This window comes from Sneathiella sp. (assembly GCF_036960985.1).
Taxonomy (GTDB): Bacteria; Pseudomonadota; Alphaproteobacteria; order Sneathiellales; family Sneathiellaceae; genus Sneathiella.
Window position 1 is genome coordinate 1 of record NZ_JBALWD010000012.1, and the last position, 24,050, is coordinate 24,050.

Below are 24,050 nucleotides of genomic sequence, written 5' to 3' on the forward strand. Positions count from 1 at the left end.
CTCGAACCCGAACATCCACAGTTAGGATGTATTCATTTCCTCTTCACAATGTCAATTAACACGCAAAGGCCTAAACCCTCGCTAACCGCTTGCACGGTATCTCTGTTCTTCTCCTGGATTAAGTCGTTGGTGGAGGCAGACGGGATCGAACCGACGACCTCATGCTTGCAAAGCACGCGCTCTCCCAACTGAGCTATGCCCCCTCAACAAACCAAAACAAGCATGGTGGGCCTGGGTAGACTTGAACTACCGACCTCACGCTTATCAGGCGTGCGCTCTAACCAGCTGAGCTACAGGCCCGAATATTATATGCAATAGACGGTTAATTGATGGCGTTGTGACTATTTAGCCTGTTCGGACGCAAGACGCAATTGGCGAAATCGTCCTTTCGCCAATTTTTGTCTTATGCCGATTATTCGGAATTATGTGTCGAGGAAACTCCGTAGTTTTCGTGACCGACTTGGATGCTTCAACTTACGAAGCGCCTTGGCTTCAATTTGCCGAATACGCTCACGTGTTACGGAGAATTGCTGCCCGACCTCTTCCAGGGTGTGATCCGTATTCATTCCAATTCCAAATCGCATCCGCAGCACCCGTTCTTCACGGGGCGTCAAAGATGCTAAAACCCGTGTAGTCGTCTCACGCAAATTGGATTGAATGGCGGCATCCAAAGGCTGTACCGCGTTCTCATCTTGAATGAAATCACCAAGATGACTATCTTCTTCATCACCGATCGGCGTTTCCAGGCTAATGGGTTCCTTGGCAATTTTCATCACCTTTCGAACTTTCTCAAGCGGCATACCGAGTTTCACAGCTAATTCTTCCGGTGTTGGTTCGCGGCCAATTTCATGCAGCATCTGACGAGATGTCCGCACGAGTTTATTGATTGTCTCGATCATATGAACCGGAATACGAATTGTTCGTGCCTGATCGGCAATAGAACGCGTTATGGCCTGTCGGATCCACCATGTCGCATATGTAGAGAACTTATAGCCACGGCGATATTCAAACTTATCAACGGCCTTCATCAAACCGATATTACCTTCTTGGATAAGATCCAGAAACTGCAGGCCACGATTTGTGTATTTTTTGGCTATTGAAATAACAAGCCGCAAGTTCGCCTCGACCATTTCTTTTTTTGCACGGCTGGCTTCGCGTTCACCTTGCTGAACAGAACTTACAATGCGACGGAACTCGAGCATCGGCATTCCGAACTCCGAAGAAATCTTGATAATTTCCGACCGGATTTCTGTAATTCCTTCGATTTCGTTTGTCGTAAAATCCTTCCAGCCTTTTGCCTTCAGGCCGCTCATTTTTTCGACCCAGCCTGGATCCAACTCAGATCCAAAATAGTTTTCGAGGAAACTGGTCCGGGCTACTTTATGGCGTTCAGCTAAACGCAAGAGTTTACCTTCCAAGCTCATCAGGCGACGGTTGATACCGTAGAGCTGGTCAACCAGAGCTTCAATACGATTATTGGTCAGATGGACATCGTCCATCAGTTTAACCAATTCCAATTTCAGTTTCTCGTACTTCTTTTCTTGAGCATTCGAAACAACATCATTCTCGAGAGCTGCCGTCAGGCGAGCTTCCTGTAGTTTATGAAGCTTTTTATAGGTTTTCGCGATCTCATCAAACCGCTCGAAGACTTCCGGCTTTAGGGATTCTTCCAATGCAGCCAAAGACATTGTATTTTCTTCGGCGTCATCATCTTCCTCTTCTTGCTTCCGGGCTTTTTCGCCCTCTGCATCCCCATCTTCCTCGCCTTTTTCGTTCTTTTCGTCAGTTTCGTCAGTTTCAGAGTCTGATCCCGCTTCAGGCTCATCATCATTCAAACCGGCCGCTGGCAGCTCATCATCTTCGCTGTCTTCGCTAAAGCCCTCTTGCAACGCTTTTTCAGCTGCTGCACCTGCGCCATAAGTCGCATCCAGATCAATCACATCACGTAAAAGAAGTTGTTCCTGAAGCATCAATTCACGCCAATTCAGGATAGCTCGAATAGTAAGCGGGCTTTCACAAATAGCACCGATCATTTTGCCGCGGCCCGCTTCGATGCGTTTTGCTATTGCAATTTCGCCCTCGCGGGACAACAGCTCAACCGTTCCCATTTCACGCAAATACATACGCACGGGATCATCTGTTCGGTCGCCTGCAGTCGAAGCTGGTTTTTCGGCAACTACTTTTTCTGGTTTAGTTTCCTGGGTTTCGTCATCGACCTTATCGGCTGCAGGTTCCTCACCTGCTTCGTCATTTTCAACGACATTAATTCCCATCTCCGACAATAATGACATTGTGTCTTCGATTTGCTCTGAAGACATTTGATCCTGAGGCAACACAGTGTTCAATTCGTCAAAGGTGACGTAGCCTTTCTCCTTTGCCTTAGCGAGCATCTTTTTAACAGCTGCTTGAGACGCATCGATTAACGGACTATCGGGAGATTCTTCGCGTTGATCCGACGTATCAACAGCTTCCGCACTATTCGTCGCCATTAAAATATTACTCCTCGAAATTTACCCATTTACGCGACTCAATAAAGAATGCTTAGGTAAAAAGTGTTTAAATATCGTTCTTTCGTCCCGAAGCAAATCCAAATCCATCTAAATCCGCTTCATTTCCCCCAGAATCCTGCAGCGCTTTTTTTGCCAGTTTCAACCGGTCAAAATTCTCACTGGTCGCTTCTGCACCTAGTTTTTGTTGTGCCGTTGCCAATTCCTGCTCCAATATCTCTCTCTTCTGTCGAGACAGAATATGACGCCAACCGCTAACCGCATCTTCCAGTGCCGCATCTGGTCCGACGAACCATTCTATCGAGCCGCTCATAGAAGCTTTTAACCTATTTACCTGTGCAGACAATTTACGTTTAGCTAGATGGTGCGTCATGCCCGCATAGTCAAGAGATGATTCGACAGCCACAATATCTATTATCGACCGCCTTAGTCTGTCAAGCTGAGCTGAATGTAGTTTCAACCGCGTAAATTCTTCAAAGTGATTTTCCATTATTTCCGGGTGGTTTATAACGGTTAGCAGGATTAATTCTTCCCGCCTGCCGGTTCTTTGCGAATTACCGGCAGAGAGTCGAGAAGGTGCCAATAATCGCGAATCACGCTTCTGATTCGCGAATCGCCCGAATCGCTCCCGTGATGAGGAACTCGCTGACCTTTGATTTCCAGGTTGTTTTTCCGGTCGAAAAGCTTTCCATAATCGATCCTTGAAATATGTTTTATAATGTCCCTGAACCGTAGGATCTGCAATATGACTGCACAAGGTATAAATTGATTGTTCGAACGCCGCTTTTCGCTCCGGCGTGTCTGTTGAACGACCATCTGTTTCCTTTCGCCAAAGTATTTCGGAAAGGGGTATAGCTTTCTCAAGAACAGCCGCCATCGCTTCAGCGCCTTCATTTCGGATAAGGTCGTCCGGATCGACACCTTTGGGCAGTAAAGCAAACCGCAAAGAGTAACCAGGTTTCAATAACGGCAACGCTCTTTCTGCGGCGCGTAAGGCAGCGCGCCATCCAGCATCATCCCCGTCAAGGCACAGGATTGGCTCTGCGGCCATCCCCCATAAAACTTTTAGCTGATCTTCGGTAATCGCTGTGCCCAGCGGTGCTACTGATTGTGCAAATCCGGCCTCCGAAAGGGCTATAACATCCATATAACCCTCGGCTACAATAACATTTCCAATATCGAAGGCTTTTTGACGCGCCACTGCCATATTATAGAGCACGTGGCCTTTATGAAAGAGCGGGGTATCAGGCGAATTGAGATACTTCGCCGGCGCGTCTCCTAACGCACGACCACCAAAGGCAATAACCCGCCCTCTTCGGTCAGAAATTGGAAACATCAAGCGATCGCGGAAACGGTCGTAACTTGGGCGACCGTCATCCGGTCTAATTATCAAGCCACCTTCAAGCATTGTCTCTTCGCTAATGCCACGGGCAAGAAGCGCTTCCTTCAGTGCTGTACGAGAATTTGGGACCGAGCCAATCCTAAAGCTTCCAATAGCCTCGTCAGAAACCTGTCGTTTTGCGAGATATTGTCGGGCAACAGATCCCGCTTGCGTCGCCAATTGGGAGGAAAACCATTTTGCGGCTAGTTCCATGGCATCATGTAGGGTCGCAGCCTTTTGCCGCTGAGCTTGATCTTCCGGGCGTTCTACAGGCATCTGCAACCCAGCGATCGAGGCCAAACGCTCGACGGCTTCCGGAAACGCGACACCTTCAGTTTGCTTAATAAATTCTATTAAATCTCCATTGGCACCACAGCCAAAGCAATGATAAAAGCCTTTTTCCTCATTGACCGTAAATGACGGTGTTTTTTCATTGTGAAAAGGGCAAAGGCCTGAAAATTCGCGGCCTTTTTTTACCAGTTTAGTTCTTCGACCAATAACCTCCGAAAGGCTAACTCGATTTTGTATTTCTTCAAGAAATTGCGGCGGAAAGGCCATTTATTCTCCCACAACCGTTAAGGGCCCTTAGTCAACGCGCCAATAGAAATGGCGTATTTTAACTACGCGCCCAATGTCTCTTTAACAATAGAGCTTGCAATTGAAAAATCCATGCAGCCGGCGTACTTTCCCTTCAAGGTCGCCATGGTCTTTCCCATGTCCTTGAGGCCTTGTGCGTCGATCTCTGCAATTATTTCACCAACTGCATTTCTGATTTCTTCTTCATCAAACTGCTTAGGGAGAAAATCAGAGATTATATCAATTTCCTCTTGCTCAGACGTTGCCAAGTCAATCCGGCCGCCTTTTTCATAAGCTGCGATCGACTCTTTTCGCTGGCGAACCATAGTTGTCAGCATTTGAAGAATCTCATCCTCTGTGATTCCTTCTTCTGCCCCCTTGTCGCGGGCGGCCAGATCACGATCCTGTAGGGTTGCAATGATGAGACGAAGCGTTGAAGTTTTACGCTTATCCTTTGATTTCATTGCGTCTTTCAGGTTCAACTTGATATTAATTCGCAGCATATACAGGCACATCTATTATGAAGAAAGGCGCCATACTAACCGATAGCCAAATTTATAGCAAACCAATTTTTCTTTGTAACCTATTGATTTTAAAAGGAAATTTTTACCACGGAAAACTTGACGGACCCGGCCAAACTCCCTATGTTCCAGCGGAAATATCAACATTTGGCCTAAAGTAAAACGGCTCGGCGGAAATTCCGCGAGAGGGTCCCTATCAACATGTCTAATGCGAGCAACCCCACGGACTTAAATATTGAACGGACTGCAACGGCCGTCCTTGTACTTGGAGACGGTAGTGTCTTTCACGGATTTGGCGTTGGAATCGAAGGTGAAACGACCGGTGAGGTTTGTTTCAATACGTCCATGACTGGATATCAGGAGAGCCTGACAGACCCTTCCTTTGCCGGTCAACTTATAACCTTTACCTTTCCCCATGTTGGTAATGTCGGCTTTAACGATGAAGATATTGAAACAAGTGGGACCGCTGCAAATGGCCTCATCATTCGTGCCGAAATAACCGACGAAGCAAATTGGCGGGCGACGGGACATTTGGATGCCTGGTTGCAGTCCCGAAGCCTGATCGGCATATCGGGAGTTGATACAAGACGCCTTACGCATATTGTGCGTAAAACTGGGGCACCTAACGGTGTAATAGCCCATAGTAAAGACGGTAAGTTTGATCTGGATGACCTGAAAATGAAGGCTGCCGCTTGGCCAGGCCTAGAAGGAATGGATTTGGCGAAAGTAGTTTCCTGCACGGAAGCCTATGACTGGACGGAATCTAATTGGGACATCAAAGAAGGTTACGGCAACCAGACAAACCCGCGCAGGCACATTGTCGCTATAGATTACGGTATAAAGCGTAATATTCTGCGTTGTTTCGCAGAATTGGACTGTCGGCTTACCGTTGTCCCCGCAACAGCAAGCTTTGAAGAAATTACAAACCTGAAGCCAGACGGTATATTCTTGGCTAACGGACCGGGAGACCCGGCGGCCACCGGTACATATGCTGTTCCCGTAATTCGCGCGTGTGTGGAAAGCGGGATACCGACATTCGGTATTTGCCTAGGCCATCAAATGCTGGCCTTAGCCCTCGGTGCGGACACCATGAAAATGCACCAGGGCCATCGCGGCGCAAACCAACCAGTTAAAGATTTAACGACAGGTAAAGTAGAAATCACCTCGCAAAATCATGGCTTCGTCGTCGTTCGAGATAGTTTACCGGACGGCGTCACAGAAACGCACAAGTCATTGTTCGACGGTGTGGTCGAAGGATTGAGCGTTGATGGTAAGCCTGTTTTTTCAGTCCAATATCATCCTGAGGCCAGCCCAGGGCCACAAGACAGTCACTACCTTTTTCAGCGGTTTATAGATCTGGTCGACAAACATGCCTAAACGTACCGATATACAATCCATCATGATCATTGGCGCCGGCCCGATAATAATAGGGCAGGCTTGCGAATTTGATTATTCCGGAACTCAAGCTTGTAAAGCCTTGAAGGAAGAAGGCTATCGGGTCATCCTTGTAAATTCGAACCCAGCGACCATTATGACTGACCCCGGACTTGCCGATGCGACATATGTCGAACCAATAACTGCGGACTTTGTTGAAAAAATTCTGGAAAAGGAACGTCCCGATGCGATCCTTCCGACAATGGGCGGACAAACCGCCTTGAATACAGCCTTGGAATTGGCCGAACGCGGTACACTTGATCGGCTTGGTGTTCAGCTCATCGGTGCCAATCGTGAAGCCATCGCCAAAGCGGAAGATCGGGATCAATTCAGAACCGCTATGCTCAAAATCGGTCTTGATATGCCGGTGAGCGGGGTTGCACATTCGCTTGAAGAAGCTTGGAGAGTTCTCGAAAGAGTAAAGCTCCCGTGTATTATTCGTCCCTCCTTCACACTTGGTGGTACGGGTGGCGGTATTGCCTACAACCGCGAAGAATTTGAAGCAGTCATCGCATCCGGCCTCGATGCTTCGCCGACCACAGAAGTTCTGGTTGAGGAAAGTATTGTAGGTTGGAAAGAATATGAGATGGAAGTGGTCCGGGACAAAGCGGACAACTGCATTATCATTTGTTCAATTGAGAATGTTGATCCAATGGGTGTGCATACGGGAGATTCTATAACAGTTGCGCCTGCCCTCACTCTGACAGATAAAGAGTATCAGTTGATGCGCAACGCCTCTATCGCAGTTCTGCGCGAGATAGGTGTCGAAACTGGTGGCTCCAATGTTCAGTTCGCCGTCAACCCGGAGAATGGTCGACTAATAATCATTGAAATGAATCCACGTGTTTCACGCTCAAGTGCATTGGCGTCCAAAGCAACGGGCTTTCCCATTGCCAAAATAGCCGCAAAACTGGCAGTTGGGTACACATTGGACGAGCTGGACAATGATATTACCGGCATAACACCCGCGTCATTTGAGCCGACCATCGATTATGTCGTCACAAAAATCCCGCGCTTTACGTTTGAAAAATTTGCAGGTGCAGAACCAAAACTTGGTACCGCGATGAAATCCGTCGGAGAAGCTATGGCCATTGGCCGGACCTTCGCTGAAAGTCTGCAGAAAGCGCTGCGTTCGCTCGAAACTGGGCTGACCGGTTTGAACGAACAGACGTTTGCGGGCCCTGGAGAGCAGCCGGCGGACAAGCAACGCATCCAAGCTATCCTCGCTTACCCAACACCCGACCGGCTACTAAACATTGCTCAGGCGTTTCGCGAAGGATTGACCTTAGAAGAGGTTAGGACTGCAAGTAAGTATGAACCGTGGTTTCTTTCTCAAATTCAAGAGATTGTCGCTATGGAAGCAGCCGTCAAGGAATCTGGCATCCCTATCACAAAGGGCGGCTTATTAAAGTTAAAATCAATGGGTTTTGGCGACAATCGGCTTGCAGAGCTCGCTGGCACAAAAGAAGCCCATGTTTATGCTGCGCGTGAAAAATTTGAAATTCATCCGGTGTTCAAACGTATTGACACCTGTGCTGGAGAATTTACTTCACAAACACCTTATATGTACTCGACCTATGAAGGGAATGAGTGGGATCCGGCGGTTTGTGAAGCGGAGCCAACTGACAAAAAGAAAGTTATCATTCTTGGTGGCGGGCCAAATCGGATTGGTCAAGGGATAGAATTTGATTATTGCTGCGTACATGCTGCTTACGCTCTGTCGGAGACCGGTTACGAAACTATAATGGTGAACTGTAACCCAGAAACAGTTTCAACGGACTATGACACCTCTGACCGGTTGTATTTCGAACCTCTAACTGTCGAAGATACATTAGCTATTATTCGTAAAGAACAAAGCAATGGAACCTTACATGGTGTAATCGTACAATTTGGAGGTCAAACACCTTTGAAATTAGCCGCGGGCCTGGAAGCCGCTGGTGTTCCAATCTTGGGAACGACGCCAGATGCCATAGACTTGGCGGAAGATCGCGAACGGTTTCAACAACTTTTACATAAGTTAGATCTGAAACAGCCTGAAAACGGTATCGCGCGCTCCGTTCACGAAGCTTTTAGCATTGCCGAAAGAATTGGATTTCCCGTCGTCGTTCGCCCGTCCTATGTCTTGGGTGGTCGCGGTATGGAAATTGTCAGAGATGCTGATTCACTCGAACGCTATATGCGCGAAGTGGTTCAAGTTTCAGAGGAAAATCCAGTTCTCGTCGACGGATATTTACAAAACGCTATTGAAGTCGACGTAGACTGCCTGTGTGACGGTGAAACCGTATTTGTCGCCGGAATTATGGAGCATATTGAGGAAGCCGGCATTCATTCTGGCGATAGTGCCTGCTCGCTACCACCGCATACGCTTTCCGATGATCTCATTCATGAGATTAAGCGGCAAACAAAAGCAATGGCTTTGGCCCTAAATGCTGTCGGCTTGATGAATGTTCAATTTGCTATCAAGGACAATATTATTTTTATACTTGAGGTCAACCCGAGGGCGAGCCGAACAGTACCATTCGTTGCGAAAAGCATAAATTATCAGATAGCCAAAATTGCTGCCCGGATAATGGCTGGAGAAAAACTGTCATCATTTAATCTTGAATATCGAAAACTTGATCACGTCACTGTCAAGGAAGCGGTCTTCCCTTTCAGCCGGTTTCCTGGCGTAGATGTCATCCTCGGACCAGAAATGCGGTCCACGGGCGAAGTGATGGGAATAGATTCAGATTTTGGATCAGCTTTTCTGAAATCTCAGATTGCGGCTGGTGTTAAATTACCAACAGCAGGGACCGTATTTGTTTCGGTCAAGGATTTGGACAAAGCTTCAATCAAAACCGCAGTGGCAAAACTTATCGACCTTGGATTTGATATTGTCTCTACCGGCGGGACGGCAGAGTTTCTAAATGGTGAAGGCCTTAAAGTTAGGCGCGTCAACAAAGTCATGGAAGGCCGGCCAAATATCGTAGACGATATGAAAAATGGTGATATCGCCATGGTCTTTAATACAACTGAAGGCGCACAAGCACTTCGGGACAGTTACGACATCCGTAATACTGCGCTCATGATGAAGACTCCTTATTCGACGACTGTCGCTGGTGCACATGCTACTGTGTTGGCTATTGAAAAAATAAAAACAGGAACTCTTGAAGTTAAGCCACTTCAATCCTATTCTTAATTCCTTGACAACTGTTATATGAGATATTATTCAAGTCGCCTTTTTGATTAGGCGAAACATAAGGCTTTTACGTGTAATACGTGATTTGAGAAGACAATGGAAAGAATACCGATGACAGCAGCTGGTTTCACTCGGCTTGAAGCTGAATTGAAAGAGTTGAAGTCCCATGCGCGCCCCTCGGTCATCCAGGCGATTTCGACAGCTCGCGAGCACGGCGATCTTTCAGAAAATGCCGAATATCACGCTGCAAAAGAACAGCAGTCTCTGATCGAAGGTCGGATTGCTGAGCTTGCCGACAAACTCGGTCGCTCTGAAATCATTGATGTAACCTCAATTTCAGGGAACCAGGTTAAGTTCGGCGCGACAATCCTGCTGGCCGACGAAGATACTGATGAGGAAACCAGGTATCAAATTGTTGGTGAAGACGAAAGCAGCATTGAACAAGGTCGGCTCTCCATCACGGCACCCCTTGCGCGTGCTTTGATCGGAAAAGAACAGGGCGATAGCATTGAGGTGACGACACCGGGTGGATCGAAAGCCTATGAAATTGTAGAAGTTATTTACACCGACTAAGTTTCGTCCAACTAACTTTTTTACCAAAGCCTTTCCGGTAATCTGGGAAGGCTTTGTTGTTTTGGCTCCAAGAAGTCGAGCCTATTAACTAATAGGACAACACAACCGGGAATGATGCTATGAAATCGCAAGAAATCAACTCCGAAAACGCCCCTGCCGCGGCAGGAGGTTATGCACAGGCACGTGAAGTATTTGATGGCAAGCGCACCCTATACATAAGCGGCCAAATCCCGGTTACTGTAGACGGTAAAACCCCTTCCAGTTTCGAGGACCAGGCACAAGTTGCCTGGGACAATATCAAAGCCCAATTATCGACCGCAAACATGAGTATTGAAAACTTGGTCAAAGTCACTATTTTTCTTGCGGACCGACAATATACCATTCCTAACAGGACGGCTAGGGCCACTGCACTAGGTGATCACAAGCCAGCCCTTACCGTAATTATCGCAGGAATTTTTGACGCCTCTTGGTTACTTGAAATCGAAGCAATCGCCATTGCCTAAAATCAAGTTAGCGCGGATCATCGGCTAGTGAATGGTCCGTCGGCTGCGGTGTAACTGTCAATATAGTGACTCCCCCGGACGAGTAAAACCGATGCCAACAAGATTTAGGAACCACTGCAAGCATGCCTGCCCCTAATTCCAATATATTTTCCCCTTGCTCTCCTAAAATAATCAGCCTGGTTTTTCCCGCCAATACATGGACCAGCTCATCACCTTTAGTGTGACGCTCCCAAGCGCTTTCGCCATCGAAACTACCTGTAAAAACAGCACCTTCGTCATACTCAGCCAATCTTGTAAAGGCATCTCCGACAACATCTTCAGGTGTATCTTTTTGTCGACTTCTTAAGTGCGTTAAAGCCGACAATTCGGCTTGAATATCGATAGCTTTTGGCATCACCCACCTCAGTTTAACGCGCAAATCACGCGGCCTTGGGGCCAGCGGCCCAAATCTTTGTGCAAAAAAGCACTTGAACAGTTATCACCTTCAAAATTAAACCTGATATATAGCATATTCTGACTTTTCTGGTGTTTGTGAAGAATTAATAAATTACAGGTACAATCCTGGTTAACAAAAAGCAAAATACTTTGTCACTAAATGATCCGATAGGTTTTTGATGCCGAAAAACTATAATTTTAAGAAGCTTGATATCTTGTTTGTCGACGACAATAAGAACATGCATCTAATCGTAAAGCACTTGTTGCAGGCGATGGATATAAACAATTTCCGCGGATGCCTCAACGCAAACAATGCCCTTAAAATGATAAAAAATCAGCTGCCGGATATTTTGATCACAGACCTAAAAATGGGATCGTTAAACGGTTTTGAGCTCATTGAGCGCATTAGAAAGGGCGAAGGCGGCTGTGATCCTTATCTGCCAATTCTCGTCCTCTCAGGGCAAACCGAGATTGATACCGTAATCAAGGCACGCAATGCCGGCGCCACTGAATTTCTTGCAAAACCAGCGTCCGTTGGATCATTGTATGATCGTCTGGTATGGATGGTCGAGAACCCACGTCCATTTATTAAGGCAGAAGAATTTTTAGGCCCCGACAGACGCCGCGCTATGCGCGGTTATGAAGGTCTTGAAAGGCGAGATTAAATTTATCCTGATTTATGCTTCCCAGTACGTAGTATGTTTAATTTAGAGGCATCCCATGATCGAAATAGAAAAAAAAGACACCTATGAGATCCATCATGCGCCGGATCGATTGAAAACTAAGGTTGAGCGCGACAGCGGAATGCCATATGACGAAATTGAAGAACGTGCCGAGCAAAATATGGAAAATCTTGTGGAAAAGTTTCTAGATGGAGTTTCAGTAAGCATTAAAACTATTCAAAAATCCTGGCTTGCGCTCAAAGAAAACCGAGGCACATGCTTAGATCGAAACGTTGTCTTTGATAATTGCCATGATCTAAAGGGAATGGGTGGGTCGTTTGGTTTCCCTCTCATAAGTTTTGTTGGAGAAAAAATTTGCTTACTGACAGATGAAGCTATTGAAGTTGAAGCGTTAAACCTGGACCTCATAAATGCACATATTGACATTCTCAGCTGGTCTGCGGCAAACCGCGTCGGGGCATTAAACGACCCGCGATCCAAAATGCTTTTGAAAGCTTTGGAAAATGCGAAAGTTGTTGCCTGACACGTGCCCTGATCACACTTCAGGAACTGGCGACGTATAATTAAGCCCCAAACGCCCACCGTCCACGTAAATAACCTGACCGGTGATATATGAACTCTCATCAGTCGCCAGGAACAAAGCGACATCGGCTATTTCCTCCGGTTTTCCAGTCCGTCCCATGGGTGTTCTCGATAAAATTGCGTGACGGGCTGCTTCATCCTCCATCACCTGGTTCAACATATCAGTCGCGATCGAGCCTGGACCTATAGCGTTCACCCTGACGCCACGCTGAGCTAGGGAAACAGCCATAACACGCGTTAATTGGTTCAAACCGCCTTTCGACACATTATACGGCAGAATATTCGGGATCGTCAGAAGCGCGTTCACCGAAGACATATTGATGATACTGCCACCGCTATCTTGAGTGACCATAACTTTGCCGGCCGCCTGACTCAGCAAGAACGCACCTTTAAGATTAACACCGAGAACAATATCAAAATCTTCCTCGGAAATTTCCAGAACATCGCCAGTACGTAGAATGCCTGCATTATTGACTAAGATATCGATACATCCTTGGTCGCCCATTACTTTTTCAACCAGTGCGACACACTCTGCTTTTTTTGAGACATCACAAGTCGCAGAAATTGCGGATTGGCCTAGTTTTTCTGCCGCTTTAGCCGCAGCTACACCATCGATGTCGGCCATATAGACAATAGCGCCTTGCTCCAAATAACGCTGGGCAATACTATATCCGATGCCTTGGGCGGCACCTGTCACTATTGCAACTTTGCCTTTTAACCGCATAGTCATTTCCCTTTGTATTACTTCGCTGCTGGAAATCCAGCCGCCGCGAGGACGGCAGCAATTTCTGTTACTATTGCAGGATCATCGATAGTGGCTGGCACTGAAAATTCTTCACCGTCAGCTACTTTTCGCATGACACCTCTTAGTATTTTTCCGGAGCGTGTTTTTGGTAATCGAGATACGACAAGAGCAATTTTAAATGCAGCGACGGGACCAATTTTTTCTCGTACTAGACTTACGAGTTCTTTTCTCACATCGTCATGGTCACGGTTCACACCGATATTCAACACGACAAACCCCATTGGAGCCTGCCCTTTCAATTCATCTTGTACGCCGATTACCGCACATTCGGCTACATCCTTGTGCCCTGCCAAAACTTCTTCCATACCGCCGGTCGAAAGCCGGTGGCCCGCAACATTAATAATATCGTCCGTTCGCGCCATGATGAAGAGATATCCATCTTCATCCACATATCCAGCGTCACCCGTTTTATAATATCCCGGAATATCGCTTAGATAGGAATTGATATAACCTTGATCATTATGCCACAAAGTAGGCAAAGTACCGGGCGGAAGAGGTAGTTTAATAGCAATTACACCAATATCACCGGCTGCTTTTTCCGAGCATGCGTCCTCTTCATCTATAATTCGAATGTCGTAGCCTGCCACTGGTAAAGTTGGGCTTCCCAGCTTTACGGGTTTCATTCCATATCCCATACAATTAGCCCCAATCGGCCAACCAGACTCAGTCTGCCACCAATGGTCAATAACAGGCACCTTCAACGCGTTTTGAGCCCAAATAATTGTATCAGGGTCAGCGCGTTCTCCCGCAAGAAAGAGTGTTTCAAAGTTACTCAGGTCATAATTTGCGAGTAACTTGGCTTCGTGATCATATTGCTTGATGGCCCGGAACGCCGTTGGCGCCGTAAACAACGCCTTTACTTTATGGTCTTGAATGACTCGCCAAAAGGTACCCGCATCCGGCGTGCCAACTGGCTTTCCTTCGAATAGAATTGTCGTGCAGCCATGTAATAGAGGTGCATATACGATATAGGAGTGCCCCACAACCCAGCCAACATCTGACGCCGCCCAAAAGACCTCTCCGGGGTTGATGTCATAGACATATTTCATGGACCATTTCAACGCTACTGCATGTCCACCATTGTCGCGAACAACCCCTTTCGGGACACCGGTGGTTCCAGATGTATAGAGGATATAAAGCGGGTCTGTTGCCGCAACAGGCACACAGTCTATCGGATCGGAAGCTGCTGATAATTCCTGCCAATCATGATCACGTCCCTCTATCATCAACGCTACACATTCAGGTCGTTGTAAAATGACGCAGCTTGACGGCTTATGGGTTGAAAGATCAATAGCATCGTCCAGTAACGGTTTGTACTCAACAATTCTTCCTGGTTCCAAACCGCACGACCCAGCGACAATACAAACAGGTTTTGCATCATCAATTCGTGTCGCGAGCTCTTTTGGTGCAAAGCCGCCGAAAACCACAGAATGCACCGCGCCCAATCGCGCGCAGGCAAGCATTGCGACAAGTGCCTCAGGTACCATCGGCATATAGATCAAAACCCTGTCGCCCTTACTAACACCAAGGCTTGCCAACGCACCGGCAAATCGTGCAACAATTTCCGTGAGTTCTCGATACGTAAATTTCTTGATTTGGTTCGTCATGGGGCTGTCATAAATTAAGGCATCTTGATCGCCTCGCCCTTCATCAACATGCCGATCGAGGCAGTTGTAACAAGTATTGAGTTCCCCTCCCTCGAACCATTTATAAAAAGGGGGGTTAGTATCGTTGAGAACAGTCGTCCACGGCTTGTACCAGCTTATGTCCGAGGCTGCATCTCCCCAAAACCCATTTGGATCCTGCAAAGAACGCAGATAATCTTCTTCATAAGTGGCCATAAGTTACTCCCTGAATCTATTCTTAATTTATCCTAAGAAAAACAACGGTTACCGCACAAAGTCAATAGAGACCACTATAAGACACAAGAATTGCTCGATTTCATTGATACAAAACAAAACCGCGAGAAAATTCTCGCGGTTTTTAGATCAACAAAATGCTTTAAAGGCTAGCTAGAGGATGGCTTAAATATATCATCAAAGCTTTTGGCAATTTTAGCCGCCTCGTCTTGTTTATCCGTATTGGTATCGGTCTTCCCGAAAACAGCTTCTGCTTCAGCCATAGGGTCATAGGCTTCTTCCTTTTGCGCCTGCTGTTTTTTACGCTCATAAGGTGTCAACGGAACTGCAGCGGCTTCAGCTGCAACAGCGGCTGCAACTTCTTCCATCAATTTACCCCGGTCCTCGTCTGTCCGGCGATGAGCCGATTTTTTAACCGCTTCATCCAATTCAAGCTGGGTGCAAATGCCGACACTGACAGGATCACGCGGCCGGATATTTTGCGTATTCCAGTGGGATTTATCCCGAATGGCGGTGATCGTTGTTTTTGTGGTTCCAATCAATTTGGAAATTTGTGCATCTGTTAGTTCCGGATGGAATTTTACCAACCAGGAAATGGCGTCCGGACGGTCTCCGCGACGAGAGACAGGCGTATAACGGCCACCACGTCGACGCGGTTGCGGCACGTCACCCGCTGGCTTGCTCAGCTCAAGGCGACCTGTAGGGTCGTTCTGACAGCGATCCAGCTCTTCTCGCGTGAGCTGGCCGTTTGCAATCGGGTCCTGCCCAACGATGCCAACAGCGACTTCACCATCCGCTATCCCTTGAATTTCAAGTGAATGCAGACCACAGAAATCACCAATCTGTGCAAATGACAAAGCTGTATTATCAACCAACCAAACAGCCGTTGCCTTTGGCAATAATGGCGTAACCATAATATCTCCTTATGTGGTCCTTCTCAGCAAGAGAAGAGCCTACTGCTATTTCTTCACTGTATATGGCGGAAATAGCCCCTAAAGTCTAGGCTGTATACGCCAATATCTCTCTCTGGCAAGCGTTTAAATCAAACCTCCAGGACGATTTTTCCAATATGTGATGAATCATCTATGCGTTTATGAGCTGCCGCCGCTTCTTTTAGAGGAAACACACTATCCATAACGGGGCCAATAGAACCGGATGCCAGGAGCGGCCAGACTTTCTCTTCTAGCTCCGAGCCAATTTCAGATTTCGCTTGAATGGATTGCGGACGAAGCGTTGAGCCGGTGATCGTCAGGCGTTTCATCATGACAGGTGCAAAATTAACCTCGGCCATCGCGCCGCCGAGAAAAGCGATGTAGACGAGCCGACCCTCCACAGCAAGGGCTGATATATTTCGTTGGATGTAGTCACCACCTACCATATCCAAAATCAAATCAACACCGCGGCCGTCAGTCAATTCTTTGACAACCCCGACGAAATCTTCATCTTTGTAATTGATGCCTCGCTCCGCGCCCAATGCCTCAATTTCTCTGCATTTGGCATCGGTTGACGCCGTCGTAAAGACACGTGCACCAAAGGACTTTGCCAATTGAATGGCTGTTGTGCCTATTCCGCTGGCGCCGCCATGAACCAAAAATGTCTCGCCGCCTTTAAGACCGCCCCGATTAAAAACGTTCGTCCATACCGTAAAATATGTTTCCGGAATTGCGGCGGCGCGAACGAGATCGTAACCTGCGGGAACGTCCAAACATTGCGCCTCCGGGGCAACGCAATATTCCGCATAGCCGCCACCGGCAACCAGAGCACATAATGTATCGCCAACTTTGAAACGTGTAACACCGGCACCAACAGCTGCAACTGTGCCGGAGATCTCTAAACCCGGGATATCAGAAGCACCTGGTGGCGGGGCATACCCTCCCATACGTTGCAAAACATCAGGACGGTTAACACCTGCTGCAGCAACTTTCACCAGAACGTCATCATGTCCAGGCAAAGGCAAAGGGCGCGTTGTTGGAACTAATCCATCGGGCCCGCCGAATTCCTTGATCTCGATCGCTGTCATCGTTGTAGGCAACGTGGTCATATTTTTCTCCGACTTTTTATTTGTCTGCATGCAAAGCAGCGGGTTAGAATGTTGATTGATATATACGGGCGCCCGTGACGCATAGCATATTGAGGAAAATTGCGATGACAAGCAACGATGAAGAAACTTCTCGAAATCTGTCTTCGAATGTTAATTACGACACGATGTCGATTGACGACCTGCATGAGTATATCGCAGATATGGCAGCAGAGATTGAAAAAGTAAAACTGATCATCGAAAAGAAACTAGCGGCTCAAAATACCGCCGACAGCTTTTTCAAAAAATAGAAAGGGCGATTCTTGAAAACTATTGCCATTCTCAGATATCAGCCGAATCACGCTTAATTAGTGACCACAAGTGGTCACGATAAATCCTCATGTGTGTATTCGTTAATTGTAATTTAATAGATTATCGTTACATTGTTAGATGTACCCCAATACGGGTTACAGGGATTGGAATCCCAATTCCAGTCCTTATGACGCCTCCCTGTTGACTTGAGCCGCCTTACTTAGGCGGCTCTTTTTTTGACCCAACTATGACTAAAAAAAGTTATTTATTTGACATGTTCTTGACAGAGTCTCTTGACTCTTATTCCCATTCAGCGTTTTAATTCCGCGTTCAGAACAAGTCTGACAGGTAGAGGCTAATAAAAAAAGGGGGCGCCGAAAACGGCAGCCCCCTTAATAATTTAGAGTTTCTAATGTGCCCGTGGGCCTAATTCCATTAGCTAGTGACCGATGCGAGGAGGCCCTCCTTTACCAGCCTGACTAGGGCCAAAAGCCTTATCCAAAGTAGTTGTGCTATCTTCTGCAAGTTCAATGCTTTCAGTAAGCAAGTTAAGTATGCGCATATTGTTCGCAAGTACTGATTTGGCCTCAGCGCGCGGATCATCAGTGATCAAGAGGCAGCGCTCCAATATATCGTTCCGGATCATCGCCAAAACATCTTCAAGCTTTTTACCAGCCGGATTTTCTTCTGTAACAAGATAGTGGGTCAAGGCTGCATCCTCCGATCTATATTAAGGAGTAGACAATATGCAGAACTTGGTTAATTTTTCGATAATTATAGGTTTCTAGCGGTTTCTCGGAGGACGAATTTTTGTACCTTACCTGTCGACGTTTTTGGTAGGTCCGCGAAAACAACGGTTTTCGGGCATTTGAAATGTGCGAGATTTTCCCGGCAAAAAGTGATAATTTCCTCAACGGAGGGAGTTTCTCCTTCACGCGGCGTAACAAAAGCACAAGGTGTCTCGCCCCATTTTTCATCTGGACGCGCAACGACGGCTGCTTCAAGAATTTTTGGATGCTTATAAAGGACATTTTCAACCTCTATCGTCGAAATGTTCTCACCGCCAGAAATAATGATATCTTTTGAACGATCTCTCAATTCGATATATCCATCTTCATGAATGACCCCTAGATCTCCAGAATGGAACCAACCATTTTCAAATGAGGTATCCGTCGTCATGGGGTTTTTTAAGTAACCCTTCATCACCAAATTTCCTCGCAACATAACTTCGCCCATGGTCTGTCCGTCCCACGGAACTGGGGTCATCGTTTCTGGATCCATGATGTCTAGCCCGGCCAGCGCATGATATCGTACGCCTTGGCGGGCTTTTAATGCCGCTCGTTCGTCTTTTGACTTATTGTTCCATTCAGACTTCCAGTCGCAATAAACAGCAGGCCCGTACGTTTCGGTCAACCCATAAACATGTGTAATGTCAAAGCCCATTGCATCTATTTGGGCGAGTACTGCGGCAGGGGGTGGCGCGCCTGCAACCATCGCTTTAACACCTTTGGGTGCTTTTGCTTTGTTCTCGTCAGTAGTATTAATCATCATTGATAAAACAATGGGTGCTCCACACATATGATCTACATCGTGTTTCTGCATCTGATCATATATCGCATTAACTTCGACATTACGCAGGCAGATATGCGTGCCGCCCACAGAGGTAATAGTCCAAGGAAAACACCAACCATTGCAATGGAACATAGGTAGCGTCCATAAATAGGTTGCGAATTTCGGCAAATTCCATGTCATTGCAGACCCTGTCGCTGCTAAATAGGCGCCGCGATGATGATATACGACACCTTTTGGATCGCCAGTTGTTCCCGATGTGTAATTTAGCGACAGGGCTTGCCATTCGTCCTTTGGCGGCTGCCATGCGAATTTCGGGTCACCAGTTGCGAGGAAAGTTTCGTAATCCATTTCTCCTATCAATGTGCCCGATTCCGCCAACGGGTCATCAATGTCAATGACAATTGGCTTTACTCCGCATAAGGTCAACGCTTCGGTAATGAGAGAAGAAAAAGAGCGGTCGGCAATCAACAGTTTGCATTCCGCGTGATCGAGAATAAAGGCCAGTGCCTTGGCATCAAGCCGTGTATTAAGCGCATTCAGGACGGCGCCTATCATGGGGATTCCAAAATGACTTTCCAACAGAGCTGGAATATTGGGCGCAATCACGGAGACTGTATCACCTAATCCAATACCCTTAATTTTGAGAGCACTCGCCAGCCGGCGCGTCCTGGCATAAAATTCTCGATAATTGTAAGACCAGTCGCCGTGTATTACTGCCGTTTGATCTGGATAAACTTGGGCTGAACGTTCGATGAAAGTCAGCGGCGAAAGACATTCGAAATTTGCTGCATTCATGCCAAGATTTGTTTCGAAGGGATTTACGGCCATTTGTTGTCTCTCACATGGTGTATTTATATAATTCTAATATTCGACGCTTCTATGCGTTAGACTTCGCCGTTTCCCGTAGCGTTTGTTTCAACTGGAACACCCGGCAAGTATTTGGACACTCTTATACCAAGCGACGTTTTTACATGGGCCACATTTGGCGCGGCCGTTAATTCATGGGTTAAAAAATGCTGATAGGTATCCCAGTCTTTTGCTACGACTTTTAGAATAAAGTCGTTTTCACCGGCCAACATGTAGCATTCCCGTACCAGCGGCCATGCAGTTACCCTCTCCTCAAATGCAGATAAATCGACTTCTGCCTGGCTTTGCAAGCCGACTAAAGCGAATACCGTTACGCCGAAACCAAGATTCTCGGAATTTAGTTGCGCATGATACCCTTGAATGTAGCCAGTTTCTTCCAAGGCGCGAACGCGCCTCAAGCATGGGGGAGCTGATATACCAGCATTTTTTGCCAGCTCAACATTAGTAATTCTGCCGTTTTCCTGCAAATCGTGCAGAATACGGCGATCGATTTCGTCTAGTTTGACACGTTGCATTATTTCCTCCGGCTATCAGATGTGCGCAATAATATTACAAGGATTGAATTCCGCCAAGCGATAGAAGCAGGGATTATGCCAATTGCAGAAAAAAGTTTATATTAACGGCATAACGCTTGACCTTAGTGAAGAGGACAGCTTACAGGAATTAAATGAAGGTTGACGGTCTGAAAAACGAAATGAGTTGCTGGGTTGTTACTGATGGCAGTGCAGGCATGGAAATTCAATGCATTGGTTTAGCGGAAGCGCTGACTTTGGATTTCTCAGTAAAGCGCATCAAAACCGCTAAACCGTGGCGATGGTTACCGCCCGCACTCTGGCACGCGCCACTTTCTCGTTTAAAGCCTGAAGGTGATCAGCTAAAAGCGCCTTGGCCAAGTGTACTAATCACTTGTGGTCGGCAAGCGATCCCTTTGAGCATGGCTATAAAAAAGGCAAGTGGCCAAAAAACATTCACTATCCATATCCAAACTCCAAATACCAATCCCACTAATTTTGACGTCGTCATTGTTCCCGAGCATGACAAGCTCCGTGGCCCAAATGTCTTGGTTACTGAGGGCGCTTTAGGGCGTATCACGCTTGAATTATTGGAATCAGAAGGGAAGAAATTAAGCTCTTCAATTAAGAGCCTCCCAAAACCAATTGTCACGGTCCTCGTCGGTGGAAGCAACAAATGCTACGACTTGACACCGGACGTCATGACAAAGCTAGCAGATGATTTATCCTCCTTACACGATCAAAGTGGCTGCAGCTTTCTCGTTACAACATCACGGCGAACCGGGCACGAAAATGAAGCTATATTAACCGAAGCACTTGCCAACCTTCCTCATCAATTATGGACCGGGAAAGGAGACAATCCCTACTTTGGTTTTCTCAATCTAGCATCAGCGATTATTGTGACGGCCGATTCCGTCAATATGGTATGTGAAGCGAGTTCGATGGGAAAACCGGTCTATGTTTTTGAACTACCTGGTGGGAATCGAAAATTCCGACATTTTCACCAAAGAATGCGAAACTTGGGCTACACCCGCCCCTTTATCGGTAAATTGGAACAATGGTCTTCTACGCCACTGCTTGAAACGCGAAAAATTGCCGGTCAAGTTCAAAAAATCCTGTCCGACCACACTTAATTTAGTGATCTGCGCCGCAAAACTGACACGCCTACTTGCATGCCCTCGCCGCACATTATACATAGTCGGATACCGCAACTTAGAATCTGCTGTTTGAGCACCGGAGAACCCCATGGCTGAAATCCACAATACTGAAGTTCTTATAATTGGCTCTGGCCCGGCAGGCGATACCGCTGCGGTATACGCAGCACGTGCGTCATTGGATCCGATCCTTGTCCATGGATTGCAGCCCGGCGGACAATTGACAATTACAACAGACGTCGAAAATTACCCAGGATTTGCAGAGCCGATCCAAGGCCCATGGCTAATGGAACAAATGGAAGCTCAGGCCAAGAATGTTGGAACACGAATTTTCAACGACTACATCACGGAGTTGGATACATCTCAACGTCCCTTCGTCGCCACAGCGGATTCAGGGACAAAATATATAGCGGAAACTGTCGTCATTGCGACCGGTGCAGCCGCGAAATGGCTTGGTTTACCATCTGAAGAAAAGTATATGGGATTTGGCGTCTCCGCCTGCGCGACATGTGATGGATTTTTCTACCGCGGAAAAGAAGTCATGGTAATTGGCGGCGGCAACACAGCCGTTGAAGAGGCAATCTACCTGACCAATCATGCGGACAAAGTTACCTTGGTCCATCGCCGCGATTCTTTGCGAGCAGAGAAAATTCTGATCGAACGATTAAAGAAAAACCCGAAGATCGAAATTATCTGGGATCACGTTCTCGAAGAAATCATCGGCGAAGAGGATCCATTTGGCGTAACCGCTGCCAGAATCCGCCACGTTCAGACAAACGAGACGCAAGATGTCTCGGTTCACGGTGTGTTTATTGCAATTGGTCATAACCCGAATACTGAGCTGTTTAACGGTAAATTGGATATGGATGACGAAGGATACCTGCGTACAGCATCTGATTCGACCGCAACAAATATTCCCGGCATTTTTGCCTGTGGCGATGTGCAAGATAAAATTTACCGCCAAGCCGTAACTGCGGCGGGAACCGGATGCATGGCGGCCCTGGAAGCCGAAAAATTTATTGCTGCCGATGAAAGTTCTTCATCTAAAGAAGCTGCTGAGTGAAGTAAGGCTACTTGAAATTTGCGACACGACCTTGTCTTCAACACAAATTATCGAGTAACCTGATATGACAATTAGAAAAGGTTAGTCCCAGTATTCTTGGGTGCCCTTAATCTGTAATCTGGACATCAAGATGGACTGGGATAAACTTCGCGTTTTTCATGCTGTAGCCGAAGCGGGTAGCTTTACTCATGCTGGCGAAACACTGCATTTGAGCCAGTCCGCCGTGAGCCGGCAGATTAGTGCACTTGAAGACAGTCTTAAAGTTGCTCTTTTCCATCGCCATGCCCGCGGCCTCTTATTGACTGAACAGGGCGAATTGCTTTTTCGAACTGCGCATGACGTTTTCGCCAAATTGGCCATGACCGAAGCACAATTGATGGATGCAAGAGAAAAACCATCAGGTGAGATCCGTGTCACGGCGACAGTAGGTCTCGGTGCGAACTGGCTTACTCCCCGTATTCGTGAGTTTATCGAACTGTACCCGGAAATTACCGTCAACCTTATCCTCGCCGACCGAGAGCTCGATCTTGGGATGAGGGAGGCGGATATTGCCATCAGGCTGCGAGCGCCCGTCCAACCTGATCTCATTCAACGCAAATTAATGACGGTAAATCATCACTTATATGCCTCGCCTGATTTTCTAAAAAAACATGGGACACCATCAACTATTGAAGACGTTATTGGCCTTAACCTTATCGTTTATGGCGATGAAGCACCGACAAATATCGCTAACGTCAACTGGTTGTTGAAGGAGCTTTCCAAATTCGAAAAGGAAATAGCGCCCGTTTTCAAAGTCAATAATGTGTATGGATTATTGCTGGCTGTTCAAAGCGGCCTCGGTATCGCAAGCTTGCCCGATTACATCGTCCAAGGTCATAATAATGTCGTCCGAATTCTACCCGATTTAGGCGGTCCGTCTTTCGATAGTTACTATGTTTATCCAGAAGAACTACGAAAATCCAAGCGTGTGACTATTTTCCGGGACTTCTTAATTCAAAAAGTTGCAGAATCTGCTTTTTAAATCAACTCCTTAACGAGCCATGCAGTAAATGCATATCGGCTTTGCCGAGATTGATCTTTCCCTGCCCCCCAGAATTTCATACAAAAGGGCATACGATGTTGCATCGCAATATCAGATTTCACGAAAGATCTTTTGGTCTTTGTGAATGTTGCAAAAATTCCTCCCAGTTTTTTGCAACGTCATGTCTCCCTGACATGACACCTCCCTGTTAGACTTGCCGGCCATTCATTTGGCCGGCACTTTTTTAGGGCAACTGCATATAATGTATCGAGAATCCTGGCTTCACTAACGTTTCCATTTAACGCTGGCCTGACATGCAAAAATCACATGGGTGCAGCGCAACATTTCTATTGAATTATCTCCCCTCATACACTAGATTTAATTTATTAATGTTGCATCGCAGCATTGCCCGAATATCAGCTCCTTGTTGATATGTAGATTGTGTGTTTTCCTCCCAGACGCATACAATCGGTATTATCGAAAGATATACCTCCC

Annotated in this window: 21 protein-coding genes and 2 tRNA genes; 10 read left to right on the forward strand and 13 right to left on the reverse strand. The window is 46.9% G+C overall.

Features of this window, described 5'->3' with window-relative positions:
* Positions 1 to 127 precede the first annotated feature (127 nt).
* From V7723_RS08975 to V7723_RS08995, 5 genes are all read right to left on the reverse strand, one after another.
* Positions 128 to 203: transfer RNA gene (locus tag V7723_RS08975), tRNA-Ala, on the reverse strand.
* 20 nt (positions 204 to 223) lie between these two features.
* Positions 224 to 300 (reverse strand) — tRNA-Ile (locus V7723_RS08980).
* A gap of 122 nt (positions 301 to 422) precedes the next feature.
* Complete coding sequence (gene rpoD / locus V7723_RS08985) at positions 423 to 2,489, reverse strand: RNA polymerase sigma factor RpoD (RefSeq protein ID WP_335684122.1); 2,067 nt, start codon at positions 2,487 to 2,489, stop codon at positions 423 to 425.
* Between the two features lie 67 nt (positions 2,490 to 2,556).
* The gene (gene dnaG, locus V7723_RS08990) at positions 2,557 to 4,446 is read right to left on the reverse strand and encodes a DNA primase (RefSeq protein WP_335684123.1); all 1,890 of its coding nucleotides are present in this window, start codon (positions 4,444 to 4,446) and stop codon (positions 2,557 to 2,559) included.
* Between the two features lie 62 nt (positions 4,447 to 4,508).
* Positions 4,509 to 4,967, reverse strand: coding sequence for a GatB/YqeY domain-containing protein (locus V7723_RS08995; RefSeq protein WP_335684124.1), 459 nt, complete (start codon positions 4,965 to 4,967; stop codon positions 4,509 to 4,511).
* Between the two features lie 219 nt (positions 4,968 to 5,186).
* On the opposite strand from V7723_RS08995, the gene carA reads away from it, so the two are divergent.
* The 4 genes from carA (at position 5,187) to V7723_RS09015 (ending at position 10,673) form a co-directional block, all read left to right on the forward strand.
* The gene (gene carA / locus V7723_RS09000; protein WP_335684125.1) at positions 5,187 to 6,362 is read left to right on the forward strand and encodes a glutamine-hydrolyzing carbamoyl-phosphate synthase small subunit; all 1,176 of its coding nucleotides are present in this window, start codon (positions 5,187 to 5,189) and stop codon (positions 6,360 to 6,362) included.
* Positions 6,355 to 9,597: a carbamoyl-phosphate synthase large subunit gene (carB, locus tag V7723_RS09005; RefSeq protein WP_335684126.1), complete on the forward strand. Its 3,243-nt coding sequence runs from the start codon at positions 6,355 to 6,357 to the stop codon at positions 9,595 to 9,597. Before carA ends, carB begins: the two co-directional genes overlap by 8 nt.
* Before the next feature lie 96 nt (positions 9,598 to 9,693).
* Complete coding sequence (greA, locus tag V7723_RS09010) at positions 9,694 to 10,170, forward strand: transcription elongation factor GreA (RefSeq protein ID WP_335684127.1); 477 nt, start codon at positions 9,694 to 9,696, stop codon at positions 10,168 to 10,170.
* 119 nt (positions 10,171 to 10,289) lie between these two features.
* A complete protein-coding gene (locus tag V7723_RS09015; RefSeq protein ID WP_335684128.1) occupies positions 10,290 to 10,673 on the forward strand; it encodes a RidA family protein in 384 nt (127 codons plus the stop codon).
* A gap of 7 nt (positions 10,674 to 10,680) precedes the next feature.
* Here V7723_RS09015 and V7723_RS09020 read toward each other — a convergent pair whose 3' ends face one another.
* A complete protein-coding gene (locus V7723_RS09020; RefSeq protein WP_335684129.1) occupies positions 10,681 to 11,067 on the reverse strand; it encodes a cupin domain-containing protein in 387 nt (128 codons plus the stop codon).
* Positions 11,068 to 11,287: 220 nt separating this feature from the next.
* On the opposite strand from V7723_RS09020, the gene V7723_RS09025 reads away from it, so the two are divergent.
* A complete protein-coding gene (locus tag V7723_RS09025; RefSeq protein WP_335684130.1) occupies positions 11,288 to 11,773 on the forward strand; it encodes a response regulator in 486 nt (161 codons plus the stop codon).
* A gap of 55 nt (positions 11,774 to 11,828) precedes the next feature.
* Positions 11,829 to 12,314, forward strand: a complete 486-nt coding sequence (locus V7723_RS09030; RefSeq protein ID WP_335684131.1) for a hypothetical protein — start codon at positions 11,829 to 11,831, stop codon at positions 12,312 to 12,314.
* Positions 12,315 to 12,326: 12 nt separating this feature from the next.
* Here V7723_RS09030 and V7723_RS09035 read toward each other — a convergent pair whose 3' ends face one another.
* The 4 genes from V7723_RS09035 to V7723_RS09050 all read right to left on the reverse strand — a co-directional run bounded on the left by V7723_RS09035 (position 12,327) and on the right by V7723_RS09050 (position 17,078).
* A complete protein-coding gene (locus tag V7723_RS09035; RefSeq protein WP_335684132.1) occupies positions 12,327 to 13,097 on the reverse strand; it encodes an SDR family NAD(P)-dependent oxidoreductase in 771 nt (256 codons plus the stop codon).
* A 17-nt stretch (positions 13,098 to 13,114) separates the two neighbouring features.
* Positions 13,115 to 15,019, reverse strand: coding sequence for a propionyl-CoA synthetase (locus V7723_RS09040; protein ID WP_335684133.1), 1,905 nt, complete (start codon positions 15,017 to 15,019; stop codon positions 13,115 to 13,117).
* A gap of 167 nt (positions 15,020 to 15,186) precedes the next feature.
* Positions 15,187 to 15,951: a DUF1013 domain-containing protein gene (locus V7723_RS09045; RefSeq protein WP_335684134.1), complete on the reverse strand. Its 765-nt coding sequence runs from the start codon at positions 15,949 to 15,951 to the stop codon at positions 15,187 to 15,189.
* Positions 15,952 to 16,079: 128 nt separating this feature from the next.
* Positions 16,080 to 17,078, reverse strand: coding sequence for an NAD(P)H-quinone oxidoreductase (locus tag V7723_RS09050; protein WP_335684135.1), 999 nt, complete (start codon positions 17,076 to 17,078; stop codon positions 16,080 to 16,082).
* A 104-nt stretch (positions 17,079 to 17,182) separates the two neighbouring features.
* Here V7723_RS09050 and V7723_RS09055 point away from each other — a divergent pair, with 104 nt between their 5' ends.
* Positions 17,183 to 17,365, forward strand: coding sequence for a DUF1192 domain-containing protein (locus V7723_RS09055; RefSeq protein ID WP_335684136.1), 183 nt, complete (start codon positions 17,183 to 17,185; stop codon positions 17,363 to 17,365).
* Between the two features lie 440 nt (positions 17,366 to 17,805).
* Here the strand turns inward: V7723_RS09055 and V7723_RS09060 are convergent, their stop codons facing one another.
* The 3 genes from V7723_RS09060 to V7723_RS09070 form a co-directional block, all read right to left on the reverse strand.
* Entirely contained in the window at positions 17,806 to 18,075 is a 270-nt protein-coding gene (locus tag V7723_RS09060) for a hypothetical protein (protein WP_335684137.1), read from the reverse strand.
* A 65-nt stretch (positions 18,076 to 18,140) separates the two neighbouring features.
* Positions 18,141 to 19,766 (reverse strand): acyl-CoA synthetase, encoded by a 1,626-nt coding sequence (locus V7723_RS09065; protein WP_335684138.1) that lies wholly within the window; start codon positions 19,764 to 19,766, stop codon positions 18,141 to 18,143.
* Positions 19,767 to 19,822: 56 nt separating this feature from the next.
* Positions 19,823 to 20,320, reverse strand: a complete 498-nt coding sequence (locus V7723_RS09070) for an Lrp/AsnC family transcriptional regulator (protein WP_335684139.1) — start codon at positions 20,318 to 20,320, stop codon at positions 19,823 to 19,825.
* A 152-nt stretch (positions 20,321 to 20,472) separates the two neighbouring features.
* Here V7723_RS09070 and V7723_RS09075 point away from each other — a divergent pair, with 152 nt between their 5' ends.
* The 3 genes from V7723_RS09075 (at position 20,473) to V7723_RS09085 (ending at position 23,555) form a co-directional block, all read left to right on the forward strand.
* Complete coding sequence (locus V7723_RS09075) at positions 20,473 to 21,450, forward strand: mitochondrial fission ELM1 family protein (RefSeq protein ID WP_335684140.1); 978 nt, start codon at positions 20,473 to 20,475, stop codon at positions 21,448 to 21,450.
* A 112-nt stretch (positions 21,451 to 21,562) separates the two neighbouring features.
* Complete coding sequence (trxB, locus tag V7723_RS09080) at positions 21,563 to 22,534, forward strand: thioredoxin-disulfide reductase (protein WP_335684141.1); 972 nt, start codon at positions 21,563 to 21,565, stop codon at positions 22,532 to 22,534.
* Between the two features lie 130 nt (positions 22,535 to 22,664).
* On the forward strand, positions 22,665 to 23,555 hold the full coding sequence (locus V7723_RS09085) for a LysR family transcriptional regulator (RefSeq protein WP_335684142.1): 891 nt from the start codon (positions 22,665 to 22,667) through the stop codon (positions 23,553 to 23,555).
* Positions 23,556 to 24,050 lie beyond the last annotated feature (495 nt).